Origin of the sequence: Krasilnikoviella flava (genome assembly GCF_900167525.1) — a bacterium.
In the GTDB taxonomy this organism is placed as follows: Bacteria; Actinomycetota; Actinomycetes; order Actinomycetales; family Cellulomonadaceae; genus Isoptericola; species Isoptericola flavus.
Window position 1 is genome coordinate 1,012,888 of the sequence record NZ_FUZQ01000001.1, and the last position, 15,053, is coordinate 1,027,940.

At 74.4% G+C, this 15,053-nt stretch carries 12 protein-coding genes and 1 pseudogene; 5 read left to right on the forward strand and 8 right to left on the reverse strand.

Annotated features, from left to right (window positions below):
* The 4 genes and pseudogenes from B5Y66_RS04460 to B5Y66_RS04470 all read left to right on the forward strand — a co-directional run bounded on the left by B5Y66_RS04460 (position 1) and on the right by B5Y66_RS04470 (position 2,267).
* Positions 1–732, forward strand: a complete 732-nt coding sequence (locus B5Y66_RS04460; protein ID WP_079571433.1) for a carboxymuconolactone decarboxylase family protein — start codon at positions 1–3, stop codon at positions 730–732.
* The gene (locus B5Y66_RS04465; protein WP_079571435.1) at positions 729–1,094 is read left to right on the forward strand and encodes a DUF2255 family protein; all 366 of its coding nucleotides are present in this window, start codon (positions 729–731) and stop codon (positions 1,092–1,094) included. Before B5Y66_RS04460 ends, B5Y66_RS04465 begins: the two co-directional genes overlap by 4 nt.
* A 38-nt stretch (positions 1,095–1,132) precedes the next feature.
* Positions 1,133–1,222, forward strand: a pseudogene (locus tag B5Y66_RS23255) (hypothetical protein); the annotation flags it as partial.
* 61 nt (positions 1,223–1,283) lie between these two features.
* On the forward strand, positions 1,284–2,267 hold the full coding sequence (locus B5Y66_RS04470) for an aldo/keto reductase (RefSeq protein WP_079571438.1): 984 nt from the start codon (positions 1,284–1,286) through the stop codon (positions 2,265–2,267).
* 64 nt (positions 2,268–2,331) lie between these two features.
* Here the strand turns inward: B5Y66_RS04470 and B5Y66_RS04475 are convergent, their stop codons facing one another.
* Both B5Y66_RS04475 and B5Y66_RS04480 read right to left on the reverse strand, forming a co-directional pair.
* The gene (locus B5Y66_RS04475) at positions 2,332–2,760 is read right to left on the reverse strand and encodes a GNAT family N-acetyltransferase (protein ID WP_079571440.1); all 429 of its coding nucleotides are present in this window, start codon (positions 2,758–2,760) and stop codon (positions 2,332–2,334) included.
* Positions 2,761–2,799: 39 nt separating this feature from the next.
* Positions 2,800–4,008, reverse strand: a complete 1,209-nt coding sequence (locus B5Y66_RS04480; RefSeq protein WP_079571442.1) for an MFS transporter — start codon at positions 4,006–4,008, stop codon at positions 2,800–2,802.
* A gap of 97 nt (positions 4,009–4,105) precedes the next feature.
* Between B5Y66_RS04480 and B5Y66_RS04485 the strand changes: the two genes are divergently transcribed.
* Positions 4,106–4,702 (forward strand): TetR/AcrR family transcriptional regulator, encoded by a 597-nt coding sequence (locus tag B5Y66_RS04485; RefSeq protein WP_079571445.1) that lies wholly within the window; start codon positions 4,106–4,108, stop codon positions 4,700–4,702.
* Between the two features lie 17 nt (positions 4,703–4,719).
* On the opposite strand, the gene B5Y66_RS04490 is transcribed toward B5Y66_RS04485, so the two are convergent.
* Genes B5Y66_RS04490 through B5Y66_RS04515 form a run of 6 tightly spaced genes read right to left on the reverse strand, consistent with a single transcriptional unit; the run spans position 4,720 to position 15,035 of the window.
* Positions 4,720–6,048 carry a cellulase-like family protein gene (locus tag B5Y66_RS04490; protein ID WP_245806912.1) on the reverse strand — a complete coding sequence of 443 codons (1,329 nt, stop codon included), beginning with the start codon at positions 6,046–6,048 and terminating at the stop codon, positions 4,720–4,722.
* A gap of 5 nt (positions 6,049–6,053) precedes the next feature.
* A complete protein-coding gene (locus tag B5Y66_RS04495; protein WP_079571447.1) occupies positions 6,054–6,950 on the reverse strand; it encodes a carbohydrate ABC transporter permease in 897 nt (298 codons plus the stop codon).
* The gene (locus tag B5Y66_RS04500; protein ID WP_079571846.1) at positions 6,947–7,873 is read right to left on the reverse strand and encodes a carbohydrate ABC transporter permease; all 927 of its coding nucleotides are present in this window, start codon (positions 7,871–7,873) and stop codon (positions 6,947–6,949) included. Before B5Y66_RS04500 ends, B5Y66_RS04495 begins: the two co-directional genes overlap by 4 nt.
* A gap of 5 nt (positions 7,874–7,878) precedes the next feature.
* Entirely contained in the window at positions 7,879–9,207 is a 1,329-nt protein-coding gene (locus tag B5Y66_RS04505; RefSeq protein ID WP_217700714.1) for an ABC transporter substrate-binding protein, read from the reverse strand.
* Positions 9,198–11,648, reverse strand: a complete 2,451-nt coding sequence (locus tag B5Y66_RS04510) for a beta-galactosidase (RefSeq protein WP_079571449.1) — start codon at positions 11,646–11,648, stop codon at positions 9,198–9,200. The genes B5Y66_RS04505 and B5Y66_RS04510 overlap by 10 nt, the downstream gene beginning before the upstream one ends.
* A gap of 33 nt (positions 11,649–11,681) precedes the next feature.
* Positions 11,682–15,035, reverse strand: coding sequence for a DUF5107 domain-containing protein (locus B5Y66_RS04515; RefSeq protein ID WP_079571452.1), 3,354 nt, complete (start codon positions 15,033–15,035; stop codon positions 11,682–11,684).
* Between the last annotated feature and the right edge of the window lie 18 nt (positions 15,036–15,053).

The following is a 15,053-nucleotide window of genomic DNA, read 5'->3' on the forward strand; positions in this document are numbered from 1 at the left end:
ATGCCCCTCAGCGCCACCACGCTCGCCACCACCGACCCCGAGCTCGTCGCCGTCGTCGACCGCTTCGCAGCCGAGGACGTGCCGCGCGACGCGCCGCTCGACGCCCGGCCCCGGGCGCTGGTCCGCCTCGCCGCGCTCGTCGCGACGGGCGGCACAGCCGCCCTGCGGGTCGAGCTCGACGACGCGCTCGCGGCGGGGGTGACGCCCGTCGAGCTGAAGGAGCTGCTGTACCAGGCTGTGCCGTACGTCGGGCTCGGGCGCGCGGTCGACGTCCTGGTCGTGGCGAACGAGCTCCTCGCCGACCATGAGGTCGAGCTGCCCCTGCCCGGGCAGGCGACGGTGACCCGCGCGACCCGGGCCACCGACGGGCTCGCCGTCCAGAAGCGCATCGTGGACGCGGACGTCGTCGACGCGATGTACGCGAACGCCCCGGCCGACGAGCAGCACGTGCAGCGCTACCTGTCCGCGCACTGCTTCGGCGACCACTACACCCGCGGCGGCCTGGACGTGCCGACCCGCGAGCTGCTCACCCTGGCGATGCTCGTCGCGCTCGGCGGTGCGGACCCGCAGGTCGCCGGCCACGTCCGGGCGAACCTCAACGTCGGCAACGACCGCGCGACGCTCCTCGCGGTCCTCACCCAGCTGTTGCCTGTCGTCGGGTACCCGCGCACGCTGAACGCGCTGCGCGCCCTCGACGACGTCGCGCCGCCCACCCCCGAGGAGGAGTCATGACCGGCTGGAACCCCGACGACCTCGCCGCGATCGACGGCGACGGCGAGCTGCGCGTCGCCGCGCACCGGCCCGACGGCACGCTGCGCACGCCCCGCATCGTGTGGCACGTCGTCGTCGACGGCGCCCTGTACGTGCGCTCGGTCCGGGGCGCGGAAGGTGCCTGGTACCGAGGCGTGCAGCGCACCGGCACCGGCACGATCGACGCCGGCGGCATCCACACCGAGGTGACGTTCACGCGCGACGACGCCCACGACGACGCGATCGACCTCGCGTACCACGCCAAGTACGGCGACGGCTCGGCCGTGCGGTCGATCACCACCCCCGCCGCGACGTCGACCACCCTGCGGGTGGATCCGCGCTGACCTTCCGGCGTCATCGGTCGTGACCGCGGGCGCACGCCCGCTCCGGCGACCGCGTCGCCATCGCCGCCTATCTCGGCCACAGCGACCGCGTCGACGTGGCGGTCACCGACTTCGCGGCGGACTACGCCGACCACCGGCAGACCACCAGCAGACCACCGGCAGACCACCGGCAGACCAGGAGACAGCACCATGCACACCCGCACCCTCGGACAGGGGCTCGAGGTCTCGGCGATCGGCCTCGGGGCCATGGGCATGTCCCAGTCCTACGGCCCCAACCCCGGCAGCCGCGACGACATGATCGACGTCCTGCGCGGCGCCGTCGACCGCGGCGTGACCTTCGTCGACACGGCCGAGGTGTACGGCCCGTACGTCAACGAGGAGCTCGTGGGCGAGGCCCTCGAGCCCGTCCGCGACCAGGTGGTGATCGCCACCAAGTTCGGGTTCGACATCGCCGGCGGCCAGGGCGGTCTGGACAGCCGGCCGGAGCAGATCCGCCGCGTCGCCGACGCGTCCTTGCGGCGGCTGCGCACCGACAGGATCGACCTGTTCTACCAGCACCGCGTGGACCCCGACGTGCCGATCGAGGACGTCGCCGGCACGGTCGGCGAGCTGGTCGCGGAGGGCAAGGTGCGCCACCTCGGCCTCTCGGAGGCCTCGGCGACGACGATCCGCCGCGCGCACGCGGCGCACCCCGTGACCGCCGTGCAGAGCGAGTACTCGTTGTGGACCCGCGACCCCGAGGCGGAGGTGCTGCCCGCCCTCGCCGAGCTCGGCATCGGCCTCGTGGCCTTCAGCCCGCTGGGCAAGGGGTTCCTCACCGGCACGGTCGACACCTCCACCACCTTCGCCGACGGCGACATCCGGCGTCGCGTCCCCCGCTTCGAGGCGGAGAACCTCGCCGCCAACCAGGCCCTCGTCGACCACGTGAAGGAGCTCGCCGCAGGGAAGGGCGTCACGCCCGGGCAGGTCGCGCTCGCCTGGCTGCTCGCGCAGCGCCCGTGGGTCGTACCCATTCCCGGCACCCGCCGGATCGAGCGGGTCGAGGAGAACGCTGCCGCCACCACAGTGGGCCTGTCCGCGGACGAGCGCGCCGACCTCGACGCGCTCGCCACCACCGTGGGCGTGCACGGCGACCGCTACAACGCGCACCACCTGGGGCTCGTCGGGCGCTGAGCCGGCCGGCCGGTGGGTGACCATTCGAGGTAGCGCTCCACGACGTCCGACGTCGATCCTCTCGCTACCGGGCCGCCCGGACCATCCCGACGCTCTGCGGCGCGGACTCGACGAAGCCGACGCTGCGGTACAGCGGCCGCCCGGGCGCGTCGGCCATGAGCGTGACGTACGGGTCGGCGGGTGCCCGCTCGTCGATCTGGGCGAGCAGCCATTCCAGCACCCGACGGCCCAGCCCCCGCCCCTGGTGCGCCGGCAGCGTCGCCATGTCAGCGAGGTGGAAGTACCAGCCGCCGTCTCCGAGCACCCGTCCCATCGCGACGGCCTCGCCGGACTCCCGGTGGCGCACATGGGTGAACACCCAGCTGTTCGCGACAGCGAACCCGGCCTGCTCGGACGTCTTCGGGCTCAGGCCCGAGTCGCGGCGCAGCCGCAGGTACGCGTCGACGTCAGGCGCGGTGGGGACGAGCTCGTACGGTTCGTTCGCGTCGGCCATGGCCCCACCCTAGAAGGACGTCCCGGCGACGCGGCGGGCTCAGACCTGCTCGGCGACCTTCTCCGCCGGCCTGGGGAGCGTGCGGGCCGCGGGGGCCAGGAACGCCGCGGCGGCGACCAGCACGAGGACGACGATCAGCGCGGACCGGAGCCCGTAGTGCTCGCCGAGGAAGCCCAGCACCGGCGGCCCCACGAGGAACGCGACGTAGCCGAGGGTGGCGGCGAGGGACACGCGGGCGGCGGGGTTCTCGCCCGAGTCGCCCGCCGCCGAGATCGCGACCGGGAACCCGAGCGAGGCGCCCAGGCCCCACAGCACGGCGGCGCCCGCGGCCACCCACTGGTGGTCGACGAAGATGACGAGCGCGAGGCCCGCGGCGCTGACGAGCGCGCTCGCGCACAGCACGGCGGCGCGCCCGTACCGGTCCACGAACCGGCCGCCGACGAACCGGCCGATCGTCATCGAGGCCGCGAACACCGCGTACACGGCGGAGCCGAGGGCGGCGTCGAAGCCGTGCCCGTCCACCATGACCAGCGGCAGCCAGTCGTTGGCCGTGCCCTCCGCCATCGCGAGCGCCAGGATGATGCCGCCGATGAGCAGCAGCCGCGTGTCCTTCCAGACCGCGGGCGCCTTCTCGACCTCGGCCGGGCCGGCGGCGACCCCGCCGGCCGCCACGCGCCGTCCGACCCCCGCCGGGACCGACCGGATCGCGACCGCCAGCCCGGCGAGCATCACCACGGCGGCGATCAGCAGGTGTGCGACGACCGGGAAAGCGACGGCGGTGAGCACCATCCCCGCGACGGCGCCGACGACGGTGCCGAGGCTGAAGAAGCCGTGCATCGCGGGCATCTCGGAGCGGCCCAGGAGCCGTTCCACCTCGGCGCCCTCGATGTTCAGCGCGATCTCGCCGCCGCCCATGCCGCAGCCCACGAGGCCGAGCCCCAGGGCGACCAGCGGGCCTGAACCGAGCGCCGCACCCACGCCGACGACGGCGACGCCGACCGCCATCGTGGCGACCCCGACCCCCATGACGGGCCGGGTTCCCCACCGCGACACGAACGGCCCCGACACCACGATGCCGATCATCGACCCGACGGAGAGGCCGAACAGGATGAGCCCCATCTGCCCGGTGGAGGCGCCGACGAGGTCGCGCACGTCCGGGGTGCGCGTGACCCAGGAGGAGATGGCGATGCCGTTGAGGAAGAAGAGCGCGAACAGCGCGTTGCGGCGCGCGCGAAGGCTGGCGGTCACGGGGGTGGGGCTCCTGGGGACGTGCTGGGCAAGGCGATGCAGGGCTGTACAAGCGTACACACTTGGTGGCGGGCCCGACGTCGGGGATCATGGGCGCGTGAGCGGCACGCGGCGAGAGGTCCCCAACGATCCCGGGCGCGCCGGGCGCATCCTCGACGCCGCGCTGGACGTCGTCGCCGACGTGGGCGTGCACCGCACCACGCACCGCCGCATCGCCGCCCGCGCGGAGGTGCCCCTCGGGTCCGTCACCTACTACTTCAACGGCATGGACGACCTGCTCGCCCAGGCGTTCGGCCGCCTCGCCGACACCATGTCCGTCCTCTACCGCCGCACCCTGGCCGACGCCGCGTCGCCCGCCGAGGCAGAGGACGCCGTCGTCGAGCTCATCTGCGGGCCCGCGTACGCCACGACGCGCGAGGTGACGCTCCTGTTCGAGATGTACGCGTACGCCAACCACCACCCCGAGGTGGGCGTGACGATGCGCGCCTGGCTCCTGCGCAGCCGCGAGAGCCTCGGCCTGCACTTCCCCGAGCCCACGTGCCGAGCCCTCGACGCGCTCGTCGAGGGCTGGCCCATGCACCGCGCGTTCGACGACGCCCCGCTGGACCGGGCGCTGGTCGCCGCGACCGTCCACGCGGTGGTCACGGGGCTCGGCACGTCAGGAGGCGGCGGACCCTCCGGTGGTGCGGCGTGACCTGACGCAGTCGCGGCTCATCGAGGGTCGTCTCTCCCGCGCAGCACCGCCGTGCACTCGCGCTGCAGGTCCGCGTCGAGCCACATGGCGTGCTGCGGCGCCGCGTTGGAGCACACGACGGACCCCCACGCCCCGACGTCGGTGGCGTGCCGCACGGCATCGCGGCAGATCTGCGCCCCGACCGGCCCTTCCTCGAAGCGGGTGTCTCGCGGGGTGTAGCCCACCCAGCCCTCCCCGAGCACCAGCGGGATCCCGAGCCGTGCGGCATGGTCGGCGGCGACGCCGATCCACTCGCGCAGCCGCTCCGCCATGGCGATGCGGTGCGCGCCGTAACGCTCGTACAGCCACCGGTCCACGGCCTCCGGGTCGCACCAGTCGTGCACGTAGATCTCGGTGTGGCCGACGATCGACGCGTGCCGCTTCCACTCCTCGTCGGCCGGCGGGGCCCACTCCCCGAGCCGGGGCGCGCCCGGCCGCAGCAGCTCGGCGTCCGCCCGCTCCTGCGGAAAGTCGGCGGCCTCGCCGCGCAGCGCGAACTCGAGCACGAGGTCGTCCAGCACGCCGTACACGTAGGGGTGGACGCCGAGCACCTGGGCGTTGCGCGGCAGGCCGCGCATCGCGGTGACCGGGACGGCGGCGTAGTTCGGGCCGCAGAGCACGTCCGGGTGGCGCGCGGAGAAGGCGGCGATGCCGCGCTCGAGGCGGTTTCGCAGCTCCACCACCGGGTCCTCGACGCCGGGCAGGCCGGCGGTGAGATGCCCGGCCTGGACCTCGTTGTGCGGCTCGACGTACGCGAGGACGTGGTCGAGACCCTCGTCCCGCAGCAGGTCCACGAGGTCGGCCATCGCCTCGCCGAGCACCGTCAGCCGCTCCTCGGGGTCCACGGCGTCCAGGGCGTCGTACCAGGCGCGGTCGACCGCGAAGGCCGGGCTCTGCTGGTACTCCCACGACGACGCGATCACGGTCAGCCCGTGCCGGTCGGCGCCGCGGAACAGCTCCAGCAGGTGGGCGCGGGCGTCGATCGTCGTCGGCTCGCGCACGTCGTACCAGCGCACCCGCGACGCGTAGCCGCCCCCGATCGGCCCCAGCCGCAGCGCCGTCGTGTCGATCCCGGAGCGGAACAGCAGGAACGGCATCGCGCAGACGCGCACGGCGTTGTACCCGAGCTCGGCGGCGCGGGCGAACGCGGCGTCGAGGTCCTCGAAGGGCTCCCCCGGCCCGGTGCGCACGTACCAGGAGAAGTCCCACAGCGTGATCGCCAGCCGGCGTGGCAGGTGCGCGGGCACCCCCGCGGAGGCTCCGCCCGTCGTTGCCGCCGCTCCCGTGACCATCCGGGGGTCCGTCATGCGTCTCATCCCTTCACCGCTCCTGCCGTCAGGCCGTTGACGAGCTGCTTGCGCAGCACGAAGAACACGATCAGCGCGGGGACCGCGGCGAGCACCGACCCTGCCATCACGAGGTCGTACTGCCGTCCCTCCGCGCCGAACAGCGCCTGGAGCCCGAGCGGCACCGTGTAGAACTCGGGCTCGGCGATGATCACCAGCGGCCACAGCAGCGTGTTGTACGAGTTGAGGAAGCTCCACACCGCCAGCGCCCCGACCGCCGGCCGCAGCAGCGGCATGACGACGGACAGAAACGTCCGCAGCTCGGAGCACCCGTCGATGCGGGCCGCGTCGAGGATCTCGTCCGGCACCGACTGCTCGGTGTACTGGCGCATCATGAAGATCCCGAACGCCGGCGCCACCCACGGGACCACGAGCGCGAAGAACGGGTTCGCCAGCCCCAGCTTCGCGACGAGGACGAACAGCGGCACGACGATCACCGCGAACGGGATGGCCAGCGACGAGAACATCACGTCGAACAGCACCCGCTTGCCGCGGAACTCGTACTTGGCGAACCCGAAGCCGGCCAGGGAGCACAGGAAGACGGTCGCGACGGTACTGACCACGGCGACGACCGTGCTCATGAGCATCCACCGCCAGAACGGCTGCGTGGCCAGCAGGTTCACGTAGTTGTCCAGCGTGGCCGGGTCCGGGACGAGCGCCGGCGGGAACGCGAAGATGTCGCTGCGGTCCTTGAACGACGACGACACCGCCCACAGCAGCGGCGCCACGTAGACCACGGTCAGGAGCCCGAGCACCGCGTACAGCGCGACGCGGCCGGGACGGAGGCGTCGGTGCGTGCGGGCCACCGGGACGGTCGCGGGCCCGCCGGCGCGGGGCGCCCGCGCGAGGGTCGGAGTGCTCATCGGTTCCTCCCGACGCCGAACGCGCGGGTGCCGAGCCGGCCCAGCACGAAGACGATGACGAACATGACGACGCCGGCGGCCGCGGCATAGCCGAGCTCCTGGCGCTGGAAGCCGGCCCGGTAGACGAACATCGAGACCGACAGGGTCGCCTCGCCGGGGCCGCCCTGCGTGAGCAGGAACGGCTCCTCGAAGATCTGTGCGGTGTTGACGAGCATCGTCACGGCGATGAAGGCCGTGACCGGCTTGAGCTGCGGCACGGTGACGGCGAAGAAGCGCCGCACCACGCCCGCGCCGTCGAGCTCGGCGGCCTCGTGCAGCTCGCGGGGGATGTTCTGCAGGCCGGCGAGGAAGAAGATCGTGAGATACCCCGTCCAGCGCCACAGCACCAGCACGACCACGACCACGCGGGCCCACCACGGGTCGGTCAGCCAGGAGACGCCGCCGACGCCGAAGAGGGCCTCGAGCGTGGCATTCAGCAGGCCATACTCCCCGTCGAAGACCAGGCCGAAGATCAGGGCGATGACGATCGGCGACAGGACCACCGGCATGAAGTACGTGAGCCGGAAGAAGTCCCGCAGCCGCAGCCCCTTGGCGTCGAGGGCCAGCGCGATCAGCAGCGCGAGCGGCAGCACCACGACCATCGCGAAGACGGTGTAGAAGGCGGTGTTCGCCAGGGCGGCGCCGAAGCTCGCGTCGCGCAGCAGGCGGGAGTAGTTCGCCAGCCCCACGTACTCCGGGCTGCCCAGGCCGGCCCAGTCGGTGAGGCTCAGGTAGATCCCCGCGCCGACCGGCACGACCATGAAGACCGTGAACAGCAGGAAGAACGGGGAGATGAAGAGGTACGGCGCCCACTGCCGCTGGTCACGTCGTCGGGGAATGCCCGGGGTGCGCAATGCGTCCGTCGTCGGCGACGGTTTGGTCATGGTGCTCACGGCTGCACCTGCCTCTCGTACGTACGCACCCCGGCCCGCAGCGCCTCCTCGGCGCCGACCTGCCCGGTGATGGCGCGAAGGACGGGGCCGCCGAGGCTGTCGCGCAGCACCGAGGCGCCTGCGGACTGGTAGAAGAGCGGCATGTCGGCCGCGGCGGCGGAGAAGACCTCGAAGACGCGCTGGCCGCCGAGGTAGGGGTCGGTGATCTCCTGGAACTCGGGCGCGTCGTAGAGGTCGACCAGGGTGGGCATGTAGGCGCCCGCGAAGTACCGGGCGAGCTGCCCCTCCTCGGTGAGGTACGACCGGTGGAGGAAGTCGGTCGCCGCGTCGGTCAGCGGCTGGTCCTTGAGCACGGCGAACGCGGTGCCGCCCATCGTGGACGCGACGTGCCCGCCGCCCGCGAACCGCGGGATCGTGCGCGCCCGCCACAGCCCCTCCTGGTCGGGGGCGTTGGCCTGGAGGCCGTACACCTCGTACCAGTTCGGCATGACGGTCGCGACGAGCCGGCTCCCTTTGAGGGCCGCCGCGGCGGCGCCGCCGTACGGGTCCGCCAGGGCGACGAACGCGCCGGTCCGGACGCCCTCGGCCATGAGCTCCAGCACCTCGACGGCCTCGTCCGACAGCACGGCGAGGTTCCCCTCGGCGTCGTAGAGGTTCCCGCCCCGCTGCAGCAGCAGCTGCGTGAACCCGTTGACGATGGACCCGTTGTCGCCGTTGGCCACCATGCCGATCGCCTGCCCGGTGTCCGCGGCCACCTCGGCCCCGATCTCGAGCAGCTCCTCCCAGGTGCCGACGTCCGCCGGGATCCCCAGCTCGTCGAAGAGGTCGGCCCGGTAGAACATCACCGAGATGGAGTTGTCCGACTCCAGCGCGTACACCTTGCCGTCCACCGTGTACGGCTGGGTCTTCAGCAGCCGGTCGCCCAGCGGCGCTGTCAGCGCCGTGAGGTCGACGAACAGGTTCTCCGCGATCCCCGCCCGCATGACCCGCGGGAACTGGTCGATCACCAGGCCGGCCAGGTCCGGCAGCGGCCGCTGCGCGACCGCCTGCGTCACCAGGCGCGAGACGATGTCGGCCGGCGCCACGGACGTCACGTCGACGCCGAAGGTCCACGCGCTGCCGCCCACGACGGCGGCGTCCGTCGCCGCCTGCGTGAAGTAGCTCGCGTAGCCCGGGTCGTGCGTCCACAGGCCGAGGGACGCCGCGCCGGAGCGGACCGGGGCGACCGCGGTCGCGGTCGAGCAGCCCGAGAGGATCCCGCCGCCCGCGGCGCCGAGGCCCGCGACGCCGAGCAGCCGCAGCAGGTCGCGTCGGTTCAGGTCCACGACGGCTCCTCGCCCGCGGTCAGCACCACGCGCGCCACGCGCACGACGTCCACCGACGCCACGGTGATCCCGTCCGGCACGTCGCGCACGGACGGGTCCACCCAGACACCGGTCGCGGCGCTCCACGGCAGCAGCTCGAGCGTCAGGCCGTCGCGGACGACGTCGTCGCGCCACGGCGTGAGGTCGACGTCCCAGTCGCGGCCGTGCCAGAAGTGGTCGCTCACGACCTCCCCTCCCACCAGCGCCCGGCTGACGTCCCCCGTCCACGCGACGCGCAGCAGCGCGCGGTCGACGCCGGCGAGCGCGTCGGCGGGCACGTCCAGGTGCACGCGTGCGGCGCCGGAGAAGTCGGTCGGCGCGCTGAGCCGGTCCATCGGTCCGCCGCGCGCGGGCTCCGGCGGGGCGGGGGCCGTCGGGTGCAGGTCCGCCGCGACCTGGCGGCGCCCGGCCCCGGGGACCGACAGCGTCCACGAGGTCCAGAGCCCGTTCCCGCCGACCGGGTCGACCGAGGCAGCATCGCTGTAGGCAGCGTCGGTGCCGTCGCTCGTCGACACCACGAGCGAAGCCGGTGCGGGCAGCAGCGACACCGTCGCGTGCGGGGCCTCGGTGTGCACGACCAGCGCACCGTCGAGCGCCTGCACCGGGACGTCGGAGAGCACCAGGCGCTCGCGACCGCCCACGTCGAGGCGGTAGAGCCGGTTCGCCGTCGCCTCGTCGAGCACGAGGACGCGGGCGCCGGGCAGGCCCACGACCGTGTCGGCGCCGGGCTCCGCGGCCAGGTCGAGGACGGTCGCGCCGTCCTCGGCGCGCGCCTCCACCGGGCCGGTCGCGTCGACGTCGCCCTCCAGCACGAGCTCGACGGGCACGCCGTCGGTCGCGACGAGCACGACGACCTCGCCGCCGTCCGCGTCGGGGCCGTCGGCGCCGTCGATCCGTGTGAGCAGCTGCGCCGTCGCGCTGCGCAGCACCAGACCGTCGGCGAGCGGGTAGCGCAGCGGCCACGCGACCGAGACGCCGGCCGGCAGGTCGACAGGGCGCGAGGGGACGACGACAGTCGCGTCGTCGAGCTCGACCTCGACCTGGACGCCCGGCTGCACCGACAACGGGCGGCGCGCGGGCTGATAGGTGGTGGCGAAGACGTAACCGCGACGCCCGTCCGCGCGCACCGACCAGCGCAGCTCCGACGGGTCCTCGCTGCCACCGCCCACCGTCGTCGTCATGGCCGCGAGCGCCGCGCCGTCCTCCTGGAGCCACAGGTGCTGGCGGCGCAGCAGGTGGTGGTGGCGTCGCACCTGGCCGTGCTCGCCGACCGGGGCGCCGAAGTCGTAGGTGCGGGCGGGCACGTCGTTCGGGTACCCGGTGGCGTGCGACTCCTGCTCGGTGCCGTGCGGCCCGACGCGCTGGGTGCCGCCGGCGTACATGTAGTACCCCTGCCAGACGGAGCCGCTGCCGAGCTTCGCGAGCGCGAGCGCGGCCACGTCGTCGGGCGTGACGAGCGGCCGCCGGTGGTAGGCGACATGCATCCCGCCGCCCAGCTCGCAGGTCGCGTACGGCAGGGCGTCGTCGTCCTTGAGGGGCACCGCGCCGGGTGCCACGACGATGCCGTCGAGGGCCTCGCGCAGGTCGGCGCCCACCGACAGGTCGTCGCGCACCGTGCTGTACCGGAAGTGCACGGGCGAGAACGCGGGCCACTCGGTGTCGGTGTCCTCCCAGAACCCGTCCGCGTACGCGCTGTACAGGGGCAGCAGCGTGGCCGGCACCTGGGCGCCGCCCCACCCGGTGGCGGTCCAGAGCGGCACGCGCAGCCCCCGCTCCTCCGCCACGGTGCGCAGGGTGGCGAGGTGCTCCGGCTGGTCGTACAGCTCGTTGTCCATCTGCGCGCCGACGACGGGCCCGCCCTCGACGTGCGTGAGCCCGTCGAGCTGCGCGATCGTCTGCGCAGAGAACGCGCGCACGAGCTCGAGGTAGGCCGGGTCGTTCGTCCGGGTGGCCAGACCGCGGGCGACGAGCCAGTCCGGGAAGCCGCCGTAGCGCGCCTCGCCGTGCCCCCACGGGCCCATGCGCACCACGACGTCCAGGCCGTGGCGCCCGGCGAGCTCGACGAACGCCCGCAGGTCCAGGTTGCCGTCCCAGCGGAAGTCGCCGGGCGCGGGCTCGTGGGCCTGCCAGAAGACGTACGTGGCCACGGAGTCCAGCCCGCCGGCCCGGGCGTGCCCCAGGACCTCCGACCAGCGCTCGCGCGGGATGCGTGAGTAGTGCACCTCGCCGGTCACCGGGAACCACGGTCGCCCCGCGCGTTCGAGGTAGCGGCTGGTCACCTCCACGGCGTCCGGCGTCCCGGGCGGGTCGCCCAGCTCGAGGTGGTCGCGACGCGGCGGCGCCGGGCGGTCGGCGCGCACGCGGTGCGTGGCGGGCTGCCGGCTCGCAAGGGCGTCAGGCATGTTCTCTCCTTCGAGAAGCGTGGACGGGGCCGGTCAGGCCGGCGTGGTGGCGGCGACGTGCTGGTCGTCGAGGGTGTCGAGGTCGGCGAGCTGGGCCCGCAGGGCGCGGACTCGGTCGTCGTGGTCCTGCTGCGCGTCGTGGGTGAACAGCAGCATCGTGGGCAGCGACGTCGCGAAGTAGTCGACGGCCGCACGCCGGCCGGCCTCCGCCTCGACGTGCCGGGCGAGCCCGTCGCGCAGCAGCTGCGCCTCGTCGTCGCGGCCCAGCCGGCGCAGGGCGAGGACCGAGGCCGCGGTCCGCTCCGAGAACTCCTGGACGGCCATGCCCTCGAAGTCGCCCTGCTGCGCGGCGGCGGTGCGCCACGCGGCGCGGGCCTCCTCGGCCAGATCCTCGTCGGTACCGGCCTCGTCGGCGCGGGCCGCGAGCGCGTCGCCGAGCAGCAGGTGCAGGTCGGCGGTGTTGGCGAGCGGGTGCCGGGCCTCCCCGAGGGACTCGGGCGGGTCGAGCGCCGCCGTGGCGTGCGCGAGGGCGGCCGCGGCGTCGCCGTCGTCCAGGGCGCGCCGGCCGAGAGCGAGGTGCGCGGCGTCCCAGGCCGCGAGCACGCGGCCCTCGCCCCCCTCCCACGGTTGGAAGGACCGGCCCGCCAGGACGTCGAGCGCCTCGGTGGCGTGCCCGGTGGCCGTGCGGAGCTCGGCGAGCTGGACGGACAGGTCGTCGCGGGCCGCGACGAGGTCCGGCCGCTCGAGCAGCGTCGCGAGACGCCGCTCGGGGACGGCACCGCGCCGCGCCTCCAGCTGGTCGGCCTCGTACAGCAGGCGCGCGTCGTCCGGCGCGACGGCCCGCGCCCGGGCGTACCAGCCGGCCGCCGCGTCCGCGTCGCCCCGCACGTTGTGGGCCGCGACGCCCAGGTTCCGCAGCACCACGGGGTCGGTCCCGTCGCCCGACGCCGCGACCTCCCAGGCCGCGATCGCCTCCTCCTGCCGCCCCGCCGCGTACAGGCGGTGGCCCGCCAGGCCCGCCACGAGCGAGTCCTGCGGCCAGGCCCTGCGCAGGCGGGACAGCGCGTCGTCGTCGGTGCCTGCCGGGAACGCCCGGTCCCGCGGGGCGCGTCGGGCCCGGGCGAGCGCGTCGGCCGCGGCCGCCCGGTCCCCGCGGGCCAGCTCCAGGTCCGCGCGGTGCAGCAGGGCGAGGACCCGCACGTCCCGCTGCCCGCGCGGCGACGGGCGCGTCGCGACGTCCTCGAGCAGCTCGACCGCCGCCGTCGTCTCCCCCGCCGACGCGTGCTCCAGCGCGACGTCGAGCGCGACGGCCGGGTCCGTCGTCGGACCGGCCCCGGTGCCGGCGTCCAGCCGCACCGCGAGGTCGCGCGCCCACGCGTCGAGCGGGTCGACGGCGAGCGTCCCGCGCACCAGGTCGCGGGCCCCGTCCACGTCCCCTGCCCGCTGCGCGGCGACGGCGGCGAGGTTGCGCCCCTGGACGTGCTCGGGGCTGCGGCGCAGCAGCGCGTCGAGCTGTTCCGCGGCGTCGGCGACGCGACCGTCCGCAAGGTCGAGCCGCGCCGTCGCGACGGCCGCCGCGTCCCGCCACGCCTGGTCCCACGACGCCGTGCCCAGCGCCTCACGCGCCTCGGTCGTCCGTCCCTGCCGGGCGAGGACGACCCCCAGCCGGTAGTGCGTCTCGCCGTCGCGGGGGTTGGGGTTGCGCACCGTGAGGCGCGCGGTCGCGGTGCGCAGCAGGCGCTCGGCGTCCTCGAGGCGGCCCTGGCGCGCGCGGCGGGCGGCGAGCGCCGTGGCGCAGCGCGCGTCTCCCGGGTCCCGGCGCAGCGCCTCGGCCCAGTACGGCTCGGGCGACCGCGTCGCGTGCCGGTACTGGTCCAGGTGCAGTCCGGTCACGTACAGCTCGTCCACGGAACCGAGGTCGGCCGGGGCGGGTGGCTCGGTGGCCGGCTCCGGCAGCGGGGCGTCGGCGTCCTTCCCGGGCCGGGGCCGCCAGGTGACGAGCGCCGTTCCGTCGTGCTCCACGACGATCTCGTACGCGGTGGCGTCGATGCCGGCCGGGCCGGTCAGATCCCGCACCAGCGGGGACCCCGGCGCGACGTCGACCCGCTCGTCCAGCAGGACGGCGTCGCCGGCGCGCAGCACGACCCGCGCCCCCGGCCGCGGGGACGTCGCGGCGACACCGACACGCACCGTGGCGGGTCCGCCGCCCGGCCCGGGCTCGACGTCGAGCCGCACGGCCGCGTCGCGCGTCGCCTGGTGCACCGGGCCGACGTCCTGGATCGGGTACCAGTACTGCGAGAAGGCCGTCGTCTCCCCGGGGCGCAGGAACGAGAAGTCGGGCTGGTTGTCGGTGAAGACACCCGCCATGAGCTCCACGTACGGGCCGTTCGTGTCGGTGAGGTGCCGGTCCCACGCCCAGCCGAACGGCGCGTTGCCCCACGTCCACATCTTCTTTCCCGGCGAGATGCGGTGGTCCGCCCAGTGCACGAAGCCGGCGCGGGCGGCGTGGTCGTACCCGCCGAAGAAGTCGTCCTGCGAGCCGAGGCACATGTACGACGTCGGCACGGGGATGTTCCGGTAGCGGTCCAGGCGGTCCCCGTCCGGGCGTTCCGCGGTGCGCTGCGCCGGGTAGTCGACGCCGTAGTAGCGGCCCGACGCCGCGGGGAACGTCGTGACGGCCCGCTTGGCGTGGTCGGCGACGACCGTGACGTCGGTGGGGAAGAAGGCCTGGTAGTCGTCGTGCACCGCCGCGGCGACGTTGGCCCACCACAGGAACGTCTGCACGTCGTCGGTCCGGTTGACGAGGCGGACCCGCAGCTCGACGAGCGCGCTGTCCGGGCGCAGCCGCACGCCGTGCAGGCCCTGCATCCGCGCGAACGGGTCGTGGTCGGAGCACCAGACGGTGACCGCGCCGTCGGGCTCGACCTCGATCCACGACTCGGTCGGCAGGAAGGTGCCCGGCCGGTGGTGCTGCGGCCAGTTGAGCTCGACGCCGCCGGAGACCCACGGTCCGAGCAGCCCGACCAGCGCCGGCTTGATGACGTCGTTGCGGTAGAAGAAGTCGTACCCCCGCGTGCGGTCGACGCCCACGTGGATGCGCCCGCCCAGCTCGGGCAGGACCATGAGGCGGACGTACGCGTTCTCCAGGTGGACGGCGTCCCAGAGGCGCGGCCGCTTCACCTGCTCGACCCGGTCGACGAACGGCATCGGGTACACCCCGCCGGACGATCCCTGGTAGACGCGCTGGTCCAGGTAGGCCGGGTACCGGTCCGGCTCGCCGATGTCGTAGGTGTCGATGGACACCGGCTCCCGCCAGCCGCGCACGGCACGGTCGGCGAGGCTGTCCGGGACGGGCGGCAGGACGATCCGCGACTCTTCTCCTGGCATGGGACGAACCTAGGCGGC